13 protein-coding genes and 1 riboswitch are annotated in these 17248 nt (G+C 33.7%); of the genes, 7 read left to right on the top strand and 6 right to left on the bottom strand.

Features of this window, described 5'->3' with window-relative positions:
* Positions 1 to 2: 2 nt before the first annotated feature.
* Together JC605_RS09525 and JC605_RS09520 are read right to left on the bottom strand one after the other, a co-directional pair.
* A complete protein-coding gene (locus tag JC605_RS09525) occupies positions 3 to 488 on the bottom strand; it encodes a GNAT family N-acetyltransferase (RefSeq protein ID WP_198855944.1) in 486 nt (161 codons plus the stop codon).
* Between the two features lie 126 nt (positions 489 to 614).
* A complete protein-coding gene (locus tag JC605_RS09520; RefSeq protein ID WP_198855943.1) occupies positions 615 to 1208 on the bottom strand; it encodes a hypothetical protein in 594 nt (197 codons plus the stop codon).
* Between the two features lie 235 nt (positions 1209 to 1443).
* On the opposite strand from JC605_RS09520, the gene JC605_RS09515 reads away from it, so the two are divergent.
* The 6 genes from JC605_RS09515 (at position 1444) to JC605_RS09490 (ending at position 10152) form a co-directional block, all read left to right on the top strand.
* On the top strand, positions 1444 to 2349 hold the full coding sequence (locus tag JC605_RS09515; RefSeq protein ID WP_198855942.1) for a DUF4440 domain-containing protein: 906 nt from the start codon (positions 1444 to 1446) through the stop codon (positions 2347 to 2349).
* Positions 2350 to 2396: 47 nt separating this feature from the next.
* Positions 2397 to 2602, top strand: a riboswitch (cobalamin riboswitch).
* A gap of 114 nt (positions 2603 to 2716) precedes the next feature.
* A complete protein-coding gene (locus tag JC605_RS09510) occupies positions 2717 to 4765 on the top strand; it encodes a TonB-dependent receptor plug domain-containing protein (RefSeq protein ID WP_198855941.1) in 2049 nt (682 codons plus the stop codon).
* Positions 4762 to 5907: a DUF5074 domain-containing protein gene (locus tag JC605_RS09505; protein WP_198855940.1), complete on the top strand. Its 1146-nt coding sequence runs from the start codon at positions 4762 to 4764 to the stop codon at positions 5905 to 5907. Before JC605_RS09510 ends, JC605_RS09505 begins: the two co-directional genes overlap by 4 nt.
* 10 nt (positions 5908 to 5917) lie before the next feature.
* Positions 5918 to 7114, top strand: coding sequence for a cell surface protein (locus JC605_RS09500; protein WP_198855939.1), 1197 nt, complete (start codon positions 5918 to 5920; stop codon positions 7112 to 7114).
* A 25-nt stretch (positions 7115 to 7139) separates the two neighbouring features.
* On the top strand, positions 7140 to 9419 hold the full coding sequence (locus JC605_RS09495; RefSeq protein ID WP_198855938.1) for a DUF5074 domain-containing protein: 2280 nt from the start codon (positions 7140 to 7142) through the stop codon (positions 9417 to 9419).
* 94 nt (positions 9420 to 9513) lie between these two features.
* A complete protein-coding gene (locus JC605_RS09490) occupies positions 9514 to 10152 on the top strand; it encodes an NAD(P)H-binding protein (protein ID WP_198855937.1) in 639 nt (212 codons plus the stop codon).
* Here JC605_RS09490 and JC605_RS09485 read toward each other — a convergent pair.
* The 4 genes from JC605_RS09485 to JC605_RS09470 all read right to left on the bottom strand — a co-directional run bounded on the left by JC605_RS09485 (position 10142) and on the right by JC605_RS09470 (position 14931).
* On the bottom strand, positions 10142 to 10378 hold the full coding sequence (locus JC605_RS09485) for a hypothetical protein (RefSeq protein ID WP_198855936.1): 237 nt from the start codon (positions 10376 to 10378) through the stop codon (positions 10142 to 10144). The genes JC605_RS09490 and JC605_RS09485 overlap by 11 nt on opposite strands.
* A 248-nt stretch (positions 10379 to 10626) precedes the next feature.
* Entirely contained in the window at positions 10627 to 11223 is a 597-nt protein-coding gene (locus JC605_RS09480; protein ID WP_198855935.1) for a hypothetical protein, read from the bottom strand.
* A gap of 12 nt (positions 11224 to 11235) precedes the next feature.
* Positions 11236 to 12528, bottom strand: a complete 1293-nt coding sequence (locus JC605_RS09475) for a hypothetical protein (protein ID WP_198855934.1) — start codon at positions 12526 to 12528, stop codon at positions 11236 to 11238.
* Between the two features lie 120 nt (positions 12529 to 12648).
* A complete protein-coding gene (locus JC605_RS09470) occupies positions 12649 to 14931 on the bottom strand; it encodes a cation:proton antiporter (protein WP_198855933.1) in 2283 nt (760 codons plus the stop codon).
* Between the two features lie 300 nt (positions 14932 to 15231).
* Between JC605_RS09470 and JC605_RS09465 the strand changes: the two genes are divergently transcribed.
* Entirely contained in the window at positions 15232 to 17217 is a 1986-nt protein-coding gene (locus JC605_RS09465; RefSeq protein ID WP_198855932.1) for a GAF domain-containing hybrid sensor histidine kinase/response regulator, read from the top strand.
* Positions 17218 to 17248 lie beyond the last annotated feature (31 nt).

Raw genomic sequence — 17248 nt, 5'->3', positions numbered from 1 at the left:
TTCTATTGATTTAGTTTTAAATGACAAAATACATTGTCAGGCCTCATTAACGGAAAATCTGTTGGGAGCGTTTCTTTTGGTATCGTAACAAAATTATTTTTCTCATAAAAACGTAAAGCAGCTTGTAACAGTGTAACCGTTCCTAAATATAAGTCTTTAATTCCTTTTTCTTTGCTATAAGCAATTAGCTGTTCTAATAATTGTTGGGCGATTTGAAATTCTTTTCCTCGGTATTCTTTTTTCACGAACATTTTTCTGATGGCTCCAGCTTCAGAATTGAATTTTACCAAAGCGATTGTGCCTACTAATTTTTCTTCTATAAAAGCGCCAAGAAAAATTCCGCCTGGTTTATAATAGAAATTCTCAATATCCAATAAATCTGGCTGATCTTCTAGAGTAACAGGAACATTAAATTCTTTTTGCTGAATGTTTAAAATCAAATCTACGATTTCATTTTCGTACTTATTTTGTATAGGCTGGATTTGCATTTGTCTTGTAAATTAAATATAGGTACAAAACTACGTAGTTAACTACATATATACAACAAAAAAACTGCTGAGATCAGCAGTTTTAAATGTTTTTTATGATTTCAAACGATTTCTGTTAGAAAGATTTTACTCTTTAACCAAGACAATAACAGCTTTGTATCCCGTTCCAACATTCCATTCGCTTGACGAAATAACCTGACCTTTATCGTCATAAACTTTAAATTCAGCTGTATTTGGAGAGGCAAAACCTTCGTTTAATGCTTCAATATCAATTTTGTTGATTCCTTTTACCAAGTTTATTTTTACGCTTTTAAAGTCGCCAGTTAAAAATACTTCGGGTTCAATTACTTTGTCGTTTAAATATACTTTTACTTTATCGCCGTCTACAAAAGCTGCATCGCGATACATAATAGTTGATGTAACCGCTGTAGTGTTGAAATTGCCTAAAAATTGATTTCTTCTATAAAAAATGCCTTCAACATTAGCCTCTGGTTTGTATAGATTTTGATCTTTAAACAATTCGTCTGGATTAACTTGTAACGGCGCAGGTTTCTCAATAGGAGCAGGCGGGTTTTCTTTTGGCGCTGCTTCTTTAGGAGGAACAACTTCTTTTTTTGTGGCGTCTTTTGCCGGAATTGGCTTGAATTTATTATCGATTTCCTGTGCAAAACTGTGCAGTGAAAAAGAAATAAAGGCAATTATAAAAAATATTTTTTTCATCTTTTGTATATATTAATCTTGAAGGGTTGATGTAAAGATTAGATGCATCATAATCTTTTATATAAACATTTTATAGAACTAATTATTGCCCAATAAGATGTAATTTTTCTAAAAATTAACTTTATATTTTATAAAAACAAGTTTCTGCTGAAGCAGTTTTTAAATGCAATTTTGTGTTTTTAAAATTTTGATTATCAATGTTGTATCTTTATGTTTTAATCAAATGTAATAAGATATGATTAAGTTAAGTTTAGCCTTTCTTTTTTTTGTAGTTAGTGTTTTTTCTCAAGAAAATAAAACAGACTCAGATGTTAGAAAACAAATTGAAGATTATAATGCTGCTTTTGCGGCTGCCTTATTTGAAAACAATAAGGACATGATGCTAAAATTCTATACAGATCAATCTGTGTTAATGCCAGAACATAGTAGGCAAAGAGTTGGAAAGAAAATGATTGCGGCGTTTTATGAACAATGGTTAGATCAGGCAAAAGTCAATTCTTTTCAAAAGACTATTTTAGAATTGCAGGATTTTGGAAATTATATTCTAGAAATTGGAAATTTTACTGAAAACCTGCACTTAAAAGACTTAAAACCGTACGCTTATTTAGGAAAATATATGGTTTTATGGAAAAAAACGTCTAAAAATAGAATGACTATCGCAGCAGAAATTTGGGGCGCTAATAGCTATTTTGATGATAGATTTATTCCTGAAATTGATGACACAACAGTTCCTTTAACAAAAGAGTACACTTCGTCAGACAAATTGATTAATGAAGTAATAGAAAGAAACGGTTCTATTAAAAATTTGGTTCAGAACAGACTGGGAGCAGAGCATGCTAAAATGTTCACGCCAGATGCGATGTATTTAACGTACTATACGCCAATTCTTTCTGGAGAAAAAGATATTACAGCTTACTTTAGAGAGCATGAAAAACCTGGAACTTTAAAAATTGAACAAATTTCCATTCAGACTTCGGGAGTTATTGTCACAAAAAAGGCCATTGTAGAATTTGGATTTTATAATGTCGATTGGCGTGACGGAACTAATCATGGAAACGTTAAAGGAAAAAGTATAAACGTCTGGAAAAGAAACGAAAAAGGAACGTTAATGCTTTTTAGACAAATGGTAAATCATGATTAAAAACTAAAAAACCGACTTCTAACTTGCAGACGCCATAGTTGAGTTATATCTTTGCGACTGATTTTGGTCTGTTTTTTCAATTCAGAAAAAGCAGTTAAAAGGGAATCAGGTGTAAATCCTGAACAGACCCGCTACTGTAAGTTCTATAATAAGTCTTTAAACATTACTAATGCCATTGTCCCGCTTTGCGGGGTGAGAAGGCCGTTTAAAGATAGAATAAGTCAGGAGACCTGCCACGATCACATAGTTTAAAACTTTCGTGGTATGAAGTTGATGACAAGATAATGACCTGCTATTTAGGATAGTTGGCCTATTTCTATGTTTTTGTAATTACTGCATCACGCAAAGTTTATTTAATAAAATCGTGATGTGTAATTTGAAGAAAACTTTATTTTCTGTTTTTGTAGTACTTGTTCCTTTTTTGCTTCATTCTCAAGCGGTGACTGATAGTTCGCGAGTTTTAAAAGAAGTCATTTTAAAAGGAAAACCATATCAGGAAGTAATTCCTGTACAAAGCCTTTCGGGTGTTCTGCTCGAAAATCTCGCGACTCATAATGTCGCAGATGCTCTTCGTTATTTTGCCGGAACTCAAATTAAAGATTATGGAGGAGTCGGCGGACTTAAAACCGTTGATGTTCGAAACATGGGTACGCATCATGTTGGTGTTTTTTATGACGGAATTCAGCTTGGAAATGCTCAAAATGGTGTAACCGATTTAGGAAAGTATTCGCTTGACGACATGGAATCGTTGACGATGTATAATGGCCAGAAAAGTGAAATTTTTCAATCGGCTAAAGATTTTGCTTCTGCTTCTGCCATTTATTTACGAACCAAACGCCCATCTTTTTCGGGCAATAAGAAAACAAATCTATTGGTTCGTTACAAAACAATGTCTATAAATTATCACGATCCATCTTTTAGATGGGAACAAAAGCTGAGCGATAAAGTCAGTATGAGTATAAGCTCTGAATACATTAAGTCGAATGGACAATATAAATTTAGATACAAAAGAAAAAATCAAGACGGAAGCACTGCCTACGATACTACAGCAACACGATGGAATAGCGATATTGAAGCTTTTAGGTTTGAATCTGGTCTTTTTGGAAAACTAAATAAAGGAGCTTGGGACGCCAAAGTGTATTATTACGATTCTGAAAGAGGCGCTCCAGGAGCTATTGTAGAAAATAAGTTTCGAGATGGTTTTCGTCAATTTGACAAGAATTTTTTCTCTCAGGCTTCCTTGGTTAAAGACGTTTCTGAAAAATATAAGTTTCAGCTAAAAGGAAAATTTGCTTACGATTACACGCATTACATTGCTAGAGATACAACCAATGTTTTAGGAGAAACCGTAACCGAAGGCGCACAATCTGATGATAGTTATTATCAGCAGGAAGCTTATTTTTCGGCTGTTAATATGTACAGCATTTTACCAACTTGGGATGTTTCGCTGTCGACCGATTTTCAATACAATAAATTAAATGCAACTAGAAGAGGTATTCAGACACAGTTTTCTTTTCCGCAGCGTTATACCGCTTTAGTTTCTCTTGCCACTTCGTATCGATATGAAGGTTTTAAAGTTTTAGGAAATGTACTTGCAACCCGCGTCATCGAAGAAGTAAAATACAATGCCAAAGCACCAAACAAAACCGAATTTACTCCTGCTATATTTTTAGGCTACACACCATTTAAGAAATACGATTTCAATTTAAGAGCTTTTGCAAAACGAATTTTCAGAATGCCAACATTCAATGATTTGTATTATACAATGGTTGGTTCAAGCACTTTGAGGCCAGAATATATGAATCAGTATGATGTTGGTTTTACGTATAATTTCCCCGTAAGGGAAGGCTTTTTCGATACATTTTCTTTTCAGGCAGATGCTTATTACACCAATACAAAAGATAAAATTATTGCGGCTCCAACAGGAAATCTATTTCGTTGGATGATGACCAATATTGGGCAAGTTAAAGGAAAAGGAATCGAAACGGTCTTAAATATGTCGACTCATATTGATAAAGTAAATCTCACCGCAAACCTGACTTATACGTATTCTCAAAGCCAGGATTTTACAAAGTTTGTTGGTTTAGAAATGTCCTCTTATGGCGACCAGATTCCGTACACGCCTTGGCACAGCGGATCTGGAATTTTGAATGCGGGCTATAAATCTTGGAACTTCAACTATAGCTTTATTTATGTCGGAAAACGCTATAACGGAAATGTCAATAATATTAAAGTAAATGAAGTTCAGCCTTGGTACACGCACGATTTGGCCGTTCAGAAATCTTTCGCATTCAGAAATTACAAATTGAATGGAGCAATTGAAATGAATAATGCATTCAATCAGCAATATGAAGTGATTTACAATTACCCAATGCCAGGAAGAACATTCAAATTTATAATCAGTTTTGAGTTATGAAAAAGAGCATTTTAAAAATAGTATTTGGTTTAAGCATCGCCGTTTCTTTGATTTCCTGTCGAGAAGACGAAACGATATTTCTTTCTTCAGATGTTAGCGTTGCTGCACCAAGAAGTGATGGAAATATTGAAGGCTTTTATCTTCTAAACGAAGGTAATATGGGAATGAACCGAGCGAGTTTGGATGTCTTTAATTACAGAACAGGAAACTATACTACAGATGTTTATTCAGAACGAAATCCGTCAGTTGTAAAAGAATTGGGAGATGTTGGAAACGATATTAAAATCTATGGAAATAAGGTTTATGCGGTCATCAATTGTTCTAACAAAGTTGAAGTTTTAGAAAAATGGACGGCAAAACGCATCAAAAAAATAGATATTCCAAATTGCCGTTATGTAGCTTTTTACAAAGACAAAGCTTATGTGAGTTCGTATTCTGGACCTGTAGCCATAAATCCGAATGCAGAAATTGGTTTTGTTGCTGAGATTGATACGACTTCGCTAGAAATAAAAAGAAAAGTAACCGTTGGCTATCAGCCAGAGCAAATGGTGGTTCATAATGGAAAGTTGTATGTTGCCAATTCTGGCGGTTACAGAGTTCCAAATTATGATAGAACGGTTTCTGTAATTGATTTGGAAACGTTTACAGAAATTAAAAAAATAGATGTTGGAATAAATTTATACAGCATGCAAATTGACAGCCGCGGTGATATTTATGTCAGTTCACGAGGCGATTACTACAACACACCATCTAATCTTTTTGTAATTGATACACAGACAGACGAAAAGAAAATGCAGCTAGATATTCCTGTTTCTGGAACTTGTCTGGTTGATGATTTGTTGTATTACTACAGCGTTTCTTGGAGCTATTTAACAGGAACAAACAAAGTGAGTTACGGAATTTTAGATACTAAAACTAAAAAAGTAATTACAGACCAGATTATTACCGATGGAACGGATAAAAAGATCATGATTCCGTATGGACTTCAGGTAAATCCAGAAACCAAAGAAATCTACATTACCGATGCTCAAAATTATGTAGTAACCGGTTATATCTACTGTTTTACGCCCGATGGAAAATTAAAATGGAAAACTACTGCAGGAAATATTCCCGCTCACATTGCTTTTATAACTAAAAAATAAATATAAAAAAATGAACAGAAACCTTTTTAAAATCGCTCTATTTTCAATTCTCTTTTTGGGATTTGTGGCCTGCGATAAAGACGACCGAGAGGAAGATTTGCTTCCCGCCGAAGTCCTCAAAGAATCCTACACAATTGATCGTTTTAAAGTGTTAAATATTGCAACAGCGCTACCAAGCGGAGCAAAACTGACTTGGAGTATTAAAGATTCGATTATTTCAGAAAACACAGATTTGGATTTTATTAGTCCGTTCCAGAAAAATTATCCGCTGACTTTAAAAGTAGAGATTAGTGGAGAAGTAAAAGTCTATACTTCTTCTATTAATGTAGTAAAAGAAACGGGAACTTATAGCAAATATATTTTTAATGTCCTTGATTTTCGTCCCGCAGTTGGCCAGTTCACAAACGGAATTCCAGAATATACATCAGGAAATACTCAAGCCAATATGATTGCAGCTGCGAAAAAAGCAATTGTAGGTTCGAATACTTCATTGGTTTCACTGGGAGGTTTTGGCGGTTATGTAGTTTTTGGTTTCGATCATACGATTCCCAATATGGATGGCCGTGATTTCAAGATTTTAGGAAATGCTTTTTGGGGAAATGAAGCCAACGAAGCACGCTCGGGATCTTGCGAACCTGGAATTATTATGGTCGCTTATGACAAAAATAAAAATGGAAAACCAGATGATGATGAATGGTACGAAATTGCAGGAAGCGAGTACTTTAAAAATACGACAATAAAAAATTACGAGATCACTTATTTTAAGCCAGATGCTGCTAAATCGCCAGTTACTGGAACTGAGTTTTGGCAATTTGATACAGAATACATTAAATGGCAGGACAATGAAGGGAAATCTGGATATAAAGTTCAAAATGTATTTCACGATCAAAGTTATTATCCGCTTTGGATTACAGATGCTTCTTATACTTTAAAAGGAACTAAAATAGCAGACAATTTCTATGATCAGAGTGGCGAAGGCTCGTATTGGGTTGGCAAATCGTTTGAATTTGGATATGCAGATAATGCACCAAATAATGACGAAGCATCTAATATTGATATTTCTTGGGCGGTAGATAAAAACGGAAAATATGTCAAACTTCCAGGAATTGATTTTGTAAAAGTCTATACAGCAATTAATCAGGAAGCGGGTTGGCTTGGAGAAGTTTCTACAGAAGTTTCGGGAGCTTACGACTTACATCTTAACTAACACTATATTTTAAAACCAATAAATTATGAAGAAAAACTACTTTATAATAATCTTGTTATTTTTTGCATTTATAACCAATGCGCAAATAACAGTACAAGGCGTTCCTAGAAATGATGCTAAATTAAAAACAGTTGCGCAAAAAAAAGTAACAGCAAAAAGCGCCAATGCCACCACTTTTGACGATATCCAATTTTGGGTAGGAACAGGCGCTAATCAAGCGGCATTTGTTGTGCAATGGAACGATGGCAAAACTTCTGATGCTTTGGTTTGGGGTTTTAAATGGGATGGAACTGCAACTGGAGAAGACATGATTAAAGCTATTGCAAAGGCTGATCCCCGTTTCTTTACATTGCTTTATCAAGGAACACAATTCGGATCTGCAATTGCAGGATTTGGCTTCGATTTGAATGGAACGGGAACAAACGGACTTTATAAGGATGGAAATAAAACTTATCCTTTGTATCCTTTTGACGGTATAGTAAATACTACAGAATATGATTTTGATTCTTATACAGGCATCGATCCAGATGATCATTGGCAGTCAGGATGGTATACAGGATATTGGTCGTATTGGGTTAAAGATTCGACAGAAAGTGATTATGGCTATTCTGGTGTAGGAGCTTCTACTCGTGAATTGCAAAACGGTTCTTGGGATGTTTGGAATTTTAATCCCAATATGGAAATGTTTGATATTGCTGCAACTTTTACTCCAGTTACTCCTTATTCTAAAACAATAGATTTTACCAAAGGCTATTTTATGGTAAATGAAGATTGGTATGGACACACAAACGGATCTGTAAATTTTATTGATAATAACGGAAATATTAATTATCGCGTTTACAGCGAAGCGAATGATAACAATACTTTTGGAGCGACTACACAATATGGAACTATTTACGGGGATAAGTTTTATTTTGTTTCTAAACAGGCTCAAGATTCAGGAGATACACAATATAAGCCTGGCGGAAGGTTGGTTGTTGCTGATGCTTTAACCATGAAAAAAATTGCAGCATTTGACGATATTGGAGGAGGAGATGGCCGCTCTTTTATTGGTGTTGATGAGAAAACAGGTTACATAGGTGCTTCTAATGGTATTTTTCTTTTTGATATTGTGAATATGAAAGTAGGGAATTTGGTCAATGGAACTGGCGGAGGAAGTCAGTATGCTGGACAAATAGGAAACATGATTCGTACTTCTCAATATGTTTTTGCTGTAAAACAAAATGCCGGAATTTTTGTAATTGATCCTAAAACCAATACTATAATAAAGACCATTTCTGGAGTGTTCCATTCAGTTGCGCAGGCTAAAGACGGAAGTGTTTGGGGAATTCAGAATCAGAAATTGATAAGTATTGATCCGCTGACTTTTGACACGACTGAATATGCCATTCCTACGACTAAATATTTAGGTTCTTGGGGAGCTTGGAACGCAGGAAGTTTTACTTATAGCAATAAAGAAAATGCGTTGTATTGGAATAATAATGTAAGCAGTTTTGTTGCAGGAGCTCAAATTGTAAGATTTGATATTGACACCAAAATATTCAATGAAAATTTTGCGACACTTCCTGGGCAAACAGGAACTTACAAGCAAATTGTGTATGGTGCAGGATTACGCATTGATCCAGTTTCGGGCAACTTAATTGTAAATACAACAGAGAGCGGATTTGGAGCACATTATCAGAAAAACTGGATTCACACTTTTGATAATACTGGAAAATTAATAGACACAAAAGTTTTGAACGACTATTATTGGTTTCCATCTATGGCTGTATTTCCTGATAATGCAGAGCCAGTTGTAAATTCGATTTTACCTTCAAAACTTTCAACGGTTAGTACAACTCTTATCGATTTAAAAACGGTGGTTTCAGACGAAGACAACTTATCAGTAGCGATTGTAAAAGCGATAAAATCTAATAGTGATGAAAATATTGTTTCGGCAGAAATTAATGCTAATGAAGAATTGATATTAACTCCTAAGGAAAAAGGAACTGCCACGGTTGTGATTAGTTTTAATTCTAACGGAAAAGTAATTGAAAAATCGATTTTGGTTGATACGTCGACTTTAGGAAGAGACGAATTTACGAAAGTGCAATTGTCTATTTATCCAAATCCAGTTGCAGATTATCTAAATATCAGTACAGAAGATGAAATCGTAGATACTGTTGTTTATGATGCGACAGGAAGAACTATTAATGCCAGATTAAACAATAATCAAATCGATGTAAGTAATTTTGCCAAAGGTTTTTACATCGTTAATATTGTAACTGATAAAGCCAATTATACTCATAAATTTATTAAAAAATAAGTTTTAAAATATTTAAAGAAAACCTCTTTGCTTAGTTGTAAAGAGGTTTTTTCAATTAAAAAGATGAGTATATTTACTTTTAAAATCTTTTATTATGAAAGCATTGGTAATTGGCGTAACAGGCGCAACGGGAAAAGAATTGGTCAAACTGCTTTTGGAAAGTGCTGATTATTCAGAAGTTTCAATTTTTGTGAGACGTTCAACAGGAAAATCACATTCAAAGTTGACAGAACATATAGTTGATTTTTCAGATGTAAATTCGTTTCAGGAATTAATTACGGGTGATGTTCTTTTTTCATGTTTGGGAACAACTTTAAAAGACGCAGGATCAAAAGAAAAACAATGGAAAATCGATTATGATATTCCAGCCGATTTCGCTTCTGCTGCACGAAAAAATGAAGTGCAATCTTTGGTTTTGGTTTCTTCGTATGGAGCTTCAGCCAAAAGCAGTGTATTTTATTCGATGATGAAAGGAAAGTTAGAAGATCATCTTCAAGAGCTAAATTTTTCACAATACATCATTTTTAGACCAGGACCGCTTATTCGCGAAAATACAGATCGTTTAGGAGAAAAAATTTCAATAAAAGTGATAAAATTCTTTAACGCCATCGGGCTTTTCAAAAACCTAAAACCAATCACTACAGCATTTCTAGCAGAAAAATTAGTAAAAGCTCCAAAAGCACTTCCATCAGGAAATACAAAACTTGAGCTCAATCAAATTCTTAAACTTTAGCGTAAGTATTTTTTATGTATTCTGCTAAGTAAGCCGTTATGTAATCTCGATATTCTTTTTCTACATTTAGCAAAAGGAAAACCTCGGGGTTGCTTTCAAGTTCTGTTTCTAAACCAAGTTCACTGCGGTTGAAAATACCAGTAAGTTTCAAATGAAATAGAAACAAAATAGCACCTCTAAAAGAAACGCTATCTTTACTATAAAAAGTGTTTTTCTCTGTAATCAATTGTAAAAAATAAATAATTTCTACTTAGTATTTCCATTATTAAAAGAATCATTATAGATTATTATTCCTTGCTCTTCATTTTGAAGAAAAATACCAAATAAAAAAGACATCCTATTAAAAAGAGAAAAAATATAGGAATAAAATAACTCACAATATAAAATGTATTACCAATGCAAAAATTAAAATTGTAGTCCATAAAGTACAAGAAAATAAGGAGTAAAGAACCAATCGTAAAAAAACTTAAAAAATTAATTTTCATTTTTCGCTCTAATTGTTACATTATTAAAAAAGGCATTATACAAAGTAAAATGACCAAACATTGAATCCTCAAAACTAATATCACTAATAACAAAATCTATAAAATTGTCTGGAAATTTATTGTATAGAAACTTATTCTCGATTATGGTTTCAATTTCGAAAACTAGTTCTTTCAATTTTCTTGTTTCCATATTTTCTTCCTCTAATTCAGCAATTCTTTCTTTGGAAAACCATAATTCAATTATGTTCTTTTGCACTTTGACAACATAATAAGGAATTATGACGCTCATAAATAGTGAAATTGTATATAACTCACCATTTTCAATAATAGTGATGTTAAATGTCATACATCTATCGCCACCGTCTAATAACGAAAGATCTTGAAAAGCTTTTAAGGTATAGTCCTCTTCAAATTCTTTGAGAATGTCTTTTCTAAAAATCTTTCCATTACCTATTTCAAAATCACTTATGATTTTATTTAATCTTTTGTATTCCTCACAACTGAAATACTTTTCTTTTTCTGTATAAGCACATATATTTTTGGGATAAATAAGATATACTAAATTTTTTAAAACTTCTTCTATCATAATTAATCGATTTTAATTACAGTTTCCTGCAGTCCATGTGTTTGTTTTATAGTTAGTTGCAGGTATGTTTTCGGTTGAATTAAATTTGACTCTCGCTCCTGGTATTGAGAGTTGATAATTGTTTTCTAATCTCTCTCTAAAATATAAATCAAGTGTCAAGTCTGAGACATCTATACCACCATATTTATCGACAACTTCTTGCATAGTTTTTTGAAGAATTCGTGCCGAGGTATTTGCTGCAATCCTTGCTGTTATATTTGTGTTACCAATCTTTACATTTGTAGGAGTACCAAAGTAAATTGCTTGCGGATAACTAACAACATGTAGTATTTCAACACCTTTTGGACTTATTCCTAATACCCTAAAATTAATATTCTTAACCATCGCTACTTGCCAAAGTCCGGTAACTTTTATAAAATTAAAACTCTCACAACTAGGTGGAGCGGTTGCGATATTTGTACTGCCACTTTCTCCAGCATAAGCATTTCCTCCACCCGTAGGGGTTCCATAATTTCCATTTGAACCTACATCTCCGCCAAATGCACCTACAATGCTAAAATCTTTAGGAGTTGGAGCGGGTGTTTTTTGTGTTACAATAACATTATTTAATTGAATTGCTCCACCTTTTTGTAATGTGTCATCACGTTCTGAACCATAATTAGAACTATCATCAAACATTTCTATCATCTTAGATGTCGCGCCATCTTTATCAAGAAACATTATCACATTTGTTACATCAGCAATGACAAGACCGTCTTTTAATTTGGCTCCTTTTAAAAAGCCTTTTTTCAAGTCCCAAGTAATGATATAACCGCTGAAAAAAGTTAAATCCTGAAAGCCCTCTTTTTTTTGCTCATCATCAATGTCTTCTTTTGATTCTGGAAATATCTCTTGTATCAGAGCTTGGAATTTTGAGTCAGATTCATACAAATATAACATTTTCTGTCCTTTGTAATCAGAGTCTTCAGGATTGTCTTTAACGGGTACAGTGATACCATTAGCATTGTTACCCAGTTTGATTACTTTGGCATTTTCCCAGTAGTAGTCGAGATTTCTGAAAGCCTTATTAACTTCGTCATCCTCCAATTTACTGGTTGCTGAATTTGATTTGTAGCTTTCAAACCAATCTTTAGCCTGAATAATTTTAGCATTTTGGCTTGTTAATTGACCTGCATCAATTTCTTCATTGCCGCAGCTGGCAATTAATATAACAATAATAAAAACTAAAAAAGGAGTTAGGTTTTTTTTAAACTTTTTCATAATAAATGGTTTTAGGGTTAGTATTTTTAAAACTAGCCCTTCCATTTTTTTACTTAGCTACCCAAAAAGACATTTAAATAACAGTATAAGATATTTTTTAAATCAAAAAAAAGAACGCCTGTTTTAGAGGGCGTTCTTTTACTATAAAATTCAAAAAAACAAACACTATTTTTTATCTTCAGAAAGAATTAAAGTAGAAGGAATATTAGCCAGCCAAGGGCTTTTATTCTCTACCAAATTTTTCCATCCATCAATAGAAATTAGCATAAGATCTTGGTGTTCTAGAAAATCTTTTTCAATAGATTGTTCTTTTCTCAAAGTTATTTGGTTTGGAGCCGCTTGTTCTATCATCCTAATTTTTTCTTTTGTGTCCAGATCAGCCATAATTTTGCCTTCAATATCCAGAATTTCAATTCTCGCATTGATATTCTGAATGAATTTCTGAACATAGTTCTGAATAGAATCCCAATCTTTTAAGTTAAATAGCGGAATGAAAATCGTATTGATATCAGTTAAATCCTTGTCAATTAAAACGCCAACAGGAATATGCGATTTTGCGATAATTTGTCTTGTTCCATCGTCAAAAGGTGCAGATTCTAAAATGTTTTCCTTTCCAGTTACGGTATTTAATATCTTTTCAGGATTAATAATTCGGGTTGTAAATCCAAGCACTCGTCCTAGTAAACTTCCTTGGTAAATAGATTGTCCAATTCCAACCAATAATAAATCATGTTTGCTTTTATTGGCAACATTTACAATTTCATTGTCTATATCAGAAGAAGCTTTAAACATAGTTGTAATGTTTCTGTTTAATGCAACAGACTCTTCTACAATGCCTTTAAATTTTTCGTCTTCATAAACATCTGTGTTGTAGTGATGTAGTTCTTCGGTAGGAAGAAAGTGCATTGCCGTAATTTCAGAACTTTCAGCTCTTTTGTTAGTTAATCCATCAGCCACTTTAAGTAACGCTCTTCCAGATTCTGGTCTGTCAAAAGACAATAAAATTCGGTACTTATTTTTTAGCGCAATATCTTCTTCTTTTTCTTCTTTACTAGATTTAAAAAGCCAATTGATTAAATCTAATGTCGGCCCTGTCATAAATGTTGTGGCAAGCGCCATAATTACAAACATAGAAAACAATTCTGGGCTTAAAACTCCTAGATCGTAACCAATATTTAAGGCAACCAATTCTGTTAGACCTCTTGTATTCATTAGAGCTCCAATAGATAAACTATCTTTCCAGCTTTGACCCACAAATTTGGCAGCAAGCATACTGCTAACAAATTTACCCACAACGGCTACTGCAAAAATTAATCCCGCAATTTTCCATAAATAAGGCTCATTCAACAAACCAATTTGGGTTCTTAAACCTGTAAAAACAAAGAATAGAGGCAATAAAAGTACAAGCGCAACGTCTTCAACTTTCTCAATAAAGAGATTTCTAAATCTAATGTTTTCAGGCATAATAGCACCTGCAATGAAAGCTCCAAACAAAGCGTGGATTCCTATAACTTCTGTTAAATAAGAAGAAACCACCAGCGTCAAAAAGAAAATGGCTACAATTGGTTTGCTTAATTTTTCGTTTGTAGCGTATAGATCTCCAATTCGTTTAAGGAACGGACGAACTACTTTTATCATTAAAAAAACATAACCTAAAGCTAAAACAACTGTATATAAAGCGCTTCCAAAAGAACCTGCTTTTACAATCGCAATTACAACTGCTAGAATACACCATGCTGTAATATCATCGGCTGCTGCACAAGTAATTACAATTGTCCCTAATTTTGTTTTATGTATGCCACGTTCTTGCACAATTCTGGCAAGCACCGGAAAAGCAGTGATACTCATCGCGATTCCTGCAAACAAACCAAAAGATGTAAATTGTACATCTGCGGGGGCAAACTCGTCATATATAAAATACGCTAGACCCATTCCTAAAACAAAAGGAATAATAATACTTGCGTGGCTTATAACTACAGCATCATGGGCTTTGTTTCTAAGAATCTTCATATCGATCTCCATTCCTACGATATACATGAAAAGGATTAAGCCAATTTGACTTAAGAATTGAAGATTTCCAAGAGATTCTGCTGGAAATAAAGCCGCAGAAAATTCAGGAAAATACATTCCGATTAAAGAAGGTCCCATTACAATTCCGGCAATCATTTCTCCAATAACGGCTGGCTGTTTTATTTTAATGCAAATCCATCCAAAAATACGGGCAACAAAGATAATCGTAACAATTTGTGCTAGTAAAAGCGCTAACGGATGATGTAAGTTTTTTATAAGAGAATCAAGAAATTCGCTCCATTGCGTTTTATCTGAGGCTGGAATTTTAAGATTTCGGCCGGTTTCTAGTTTTACTCCCAATAAAATAATCCAATACATTAAAAGAGAAAATCCTCCGATAACTCCAACGTAAAAAATACTGTTTCTTAAGTTTTTCATTTACTTTAATTTTTTGCTCTTCGCAATGACTTGATTTTCTTGTAAAAAAGATAGAAAAATGGCTTTTTTGAAGAGATTAGTTGATAAAATCAGGGCAATTTTATAACAAAATTAGCATCTGCCCAATAGTCGCAATTCAATTTTGTAATGACCTAGAAAAAATTTGTAATGAAATGAAAAAAGGAAGATTTGACGGATAAAAATTTAGGCATCTCGAACAATTTTTCACAAGAAAGTCGAGATAAGGCAGGGGTTTTAGTCTAAATTATTTTATCTTTATGCCTTTACCTCTATGAAAAAATGAATAAAGATTATCCAATTCCAGATAACGAACTACAACGTTTAGCTGCCCTAAAACGTTATAATATACTCGACACGCTCCCAGATGATGCTTTTGACGATGCTACAAAGCTTGTTGCTTACATTTGCGGTGTGCCAATTGCCCATATTTCTTTTATTGATGAAAACAGGCAATGGTTTAAATCTGAAATAGGAATAGGAGTTTCAGAAGTTCCTCGTGAAATCACTTTTTGCAATTACACTATTTTAGACACAAAAATTCTAGAAATTAACGACACTCATGTTAATGAAACATTCAAAGACGACCCAAATGTAACAGGCGGATTTAATGTGCGTTTTTATGCTGGTGTGCCACTTACCACGCCAGATGGCTATAATATTGGAACTTTGTGCGCAGTTGATCATGTTGTTAAGGAATTGAATGAAAATCAGCGCAATGCACTTTCTATCGTAGCAAAACACGTAATGGCGCAGCTGGAATTAGGTACAAAAAACCATCAATTATACACGCAGAGAAAAATTGCAGAACGTGCAGTTTTGGCAAGAGATAGTTTTTTGGCCAATATGAGTCATGAAATTAGAACGCCTTTAAACGCGATTATTGGTTTTACAGATTTGCTTGCGCAGACCGAACTCGATGATACACAGCGCGATTATATTGGAAGTGTACAGATTGCAGGCGAAAATCTGCTTCTGATTGTAAATGATATTCTAGATCTTTCAAAAATTGAATCTGGAAATTTACCTATAGAATCTGAGCCTTTTAATTTGAAGAAAACGCTTAAACATGTTTATAGTTTACTGAAAGTTAAAGTACAAAAAGACGTTGAGTTTAATCTTTTTCTTGATGCCGAATTGCCAGATTTGGTTGTTGGCGATCAAGGCAGATTAAATCAGATCTTGGTAAACCTTATCGGCAACGCGCTTAAGTTTACAAATGAAGGAGAAGTAACCGTTTCGGTAAAGAAAATAGAAGAAACGGAAGACAGTTATTCCTTTAAGTTTTCTATAAAAGATACCGGAATCGGAATCCCAAAAGATAAACTCGAAACAATTTTTGAACGTTTTACACAAGGCGAAGAAAGTACAACAAGAACATTTGGCGGTACCGGACTCGGACTGAATATTGTAAAACAATTAGTAGAACTTCAAAAAGGAGAAGTTCACGTAAAAAGTACTCTAAATCGCGGTTCGGAGTTTTTCTTTACGCTTTCGTACAAAAAATCAAACTTTGAAGAAACAACAGTAAAAACGGTTTCTAAAAATGATTTAGGAAATCTTAAAATATTGCTTTGCGAAGACAATGTTCTAAACCAAAAGCTTGCAAAAAGCGTAATTAATAATTTTGGTTTCGATTTGGATATTGCCCAAAACGGTGAAGAAGGCATCGAACTTTTGTCTCAAAATGAATATGATCTGGTTTTAATGGATTTGCAAATGCCTGTAAAAGATGGCTACCAAACCACAGAATATATCAGGAATGAAATGAATTCAAGCATACCAATTATTGCCATGACAGCACATTCTTTGGTAGGAGAGCAGGAGCGATGCTACAAAGTGGGAATGAATGCTTATGTGCCAAAACCATTTAAACAGTCTATACTTTTAAAAGCCATAAAAACGGTAATGACACCAGATAGCGATGCACATCATAAAAGAATTATCGATATGTCTTTTTTGGATGAAATGTCTGGAGGCGATGCCGAATTTAGGAAAGATATGATTAATCTTTTTATTGAAAAGATTCCAAGTCAGTCGGCACAGTTAGAAGAAGCCTTTAAAAATACAGATTACGACAGCGTAAAAAAATTGGCACATAATATGAAATCAAGCATGGATATTTTTATGCTGCAAGATTTAAGCAATTGTTTGTCGATTATCGAAGAAGAAGCGTCATCTGGCGAATTTACAGCAGAAACATTAGATAAAGTAAATATTTTTCACTGCGGAATTGAAGAAGTCGTTAAAATTTTAAAAGAGCTATGATATAAAGGAAATATACAATAGCTTTACTATA

The sequence above is a fragment of the Flavobacterium sp. IB48 genome, from assembly GCF_016405855.1.
In the GTDB taxonomy this organism is placed as follows: Bacteria; Bacteroidota; Bacteroidia; order Flavobacteriales; family Flavobacteriaceae; genus Flavobacterium; species Flavobacterium ginsengisoli.
The sequence above is the reverse complement of the archived record's forward strand: the minus strand, read 5'-3'. Positions and strand labels throughout refer to the sequence as shown.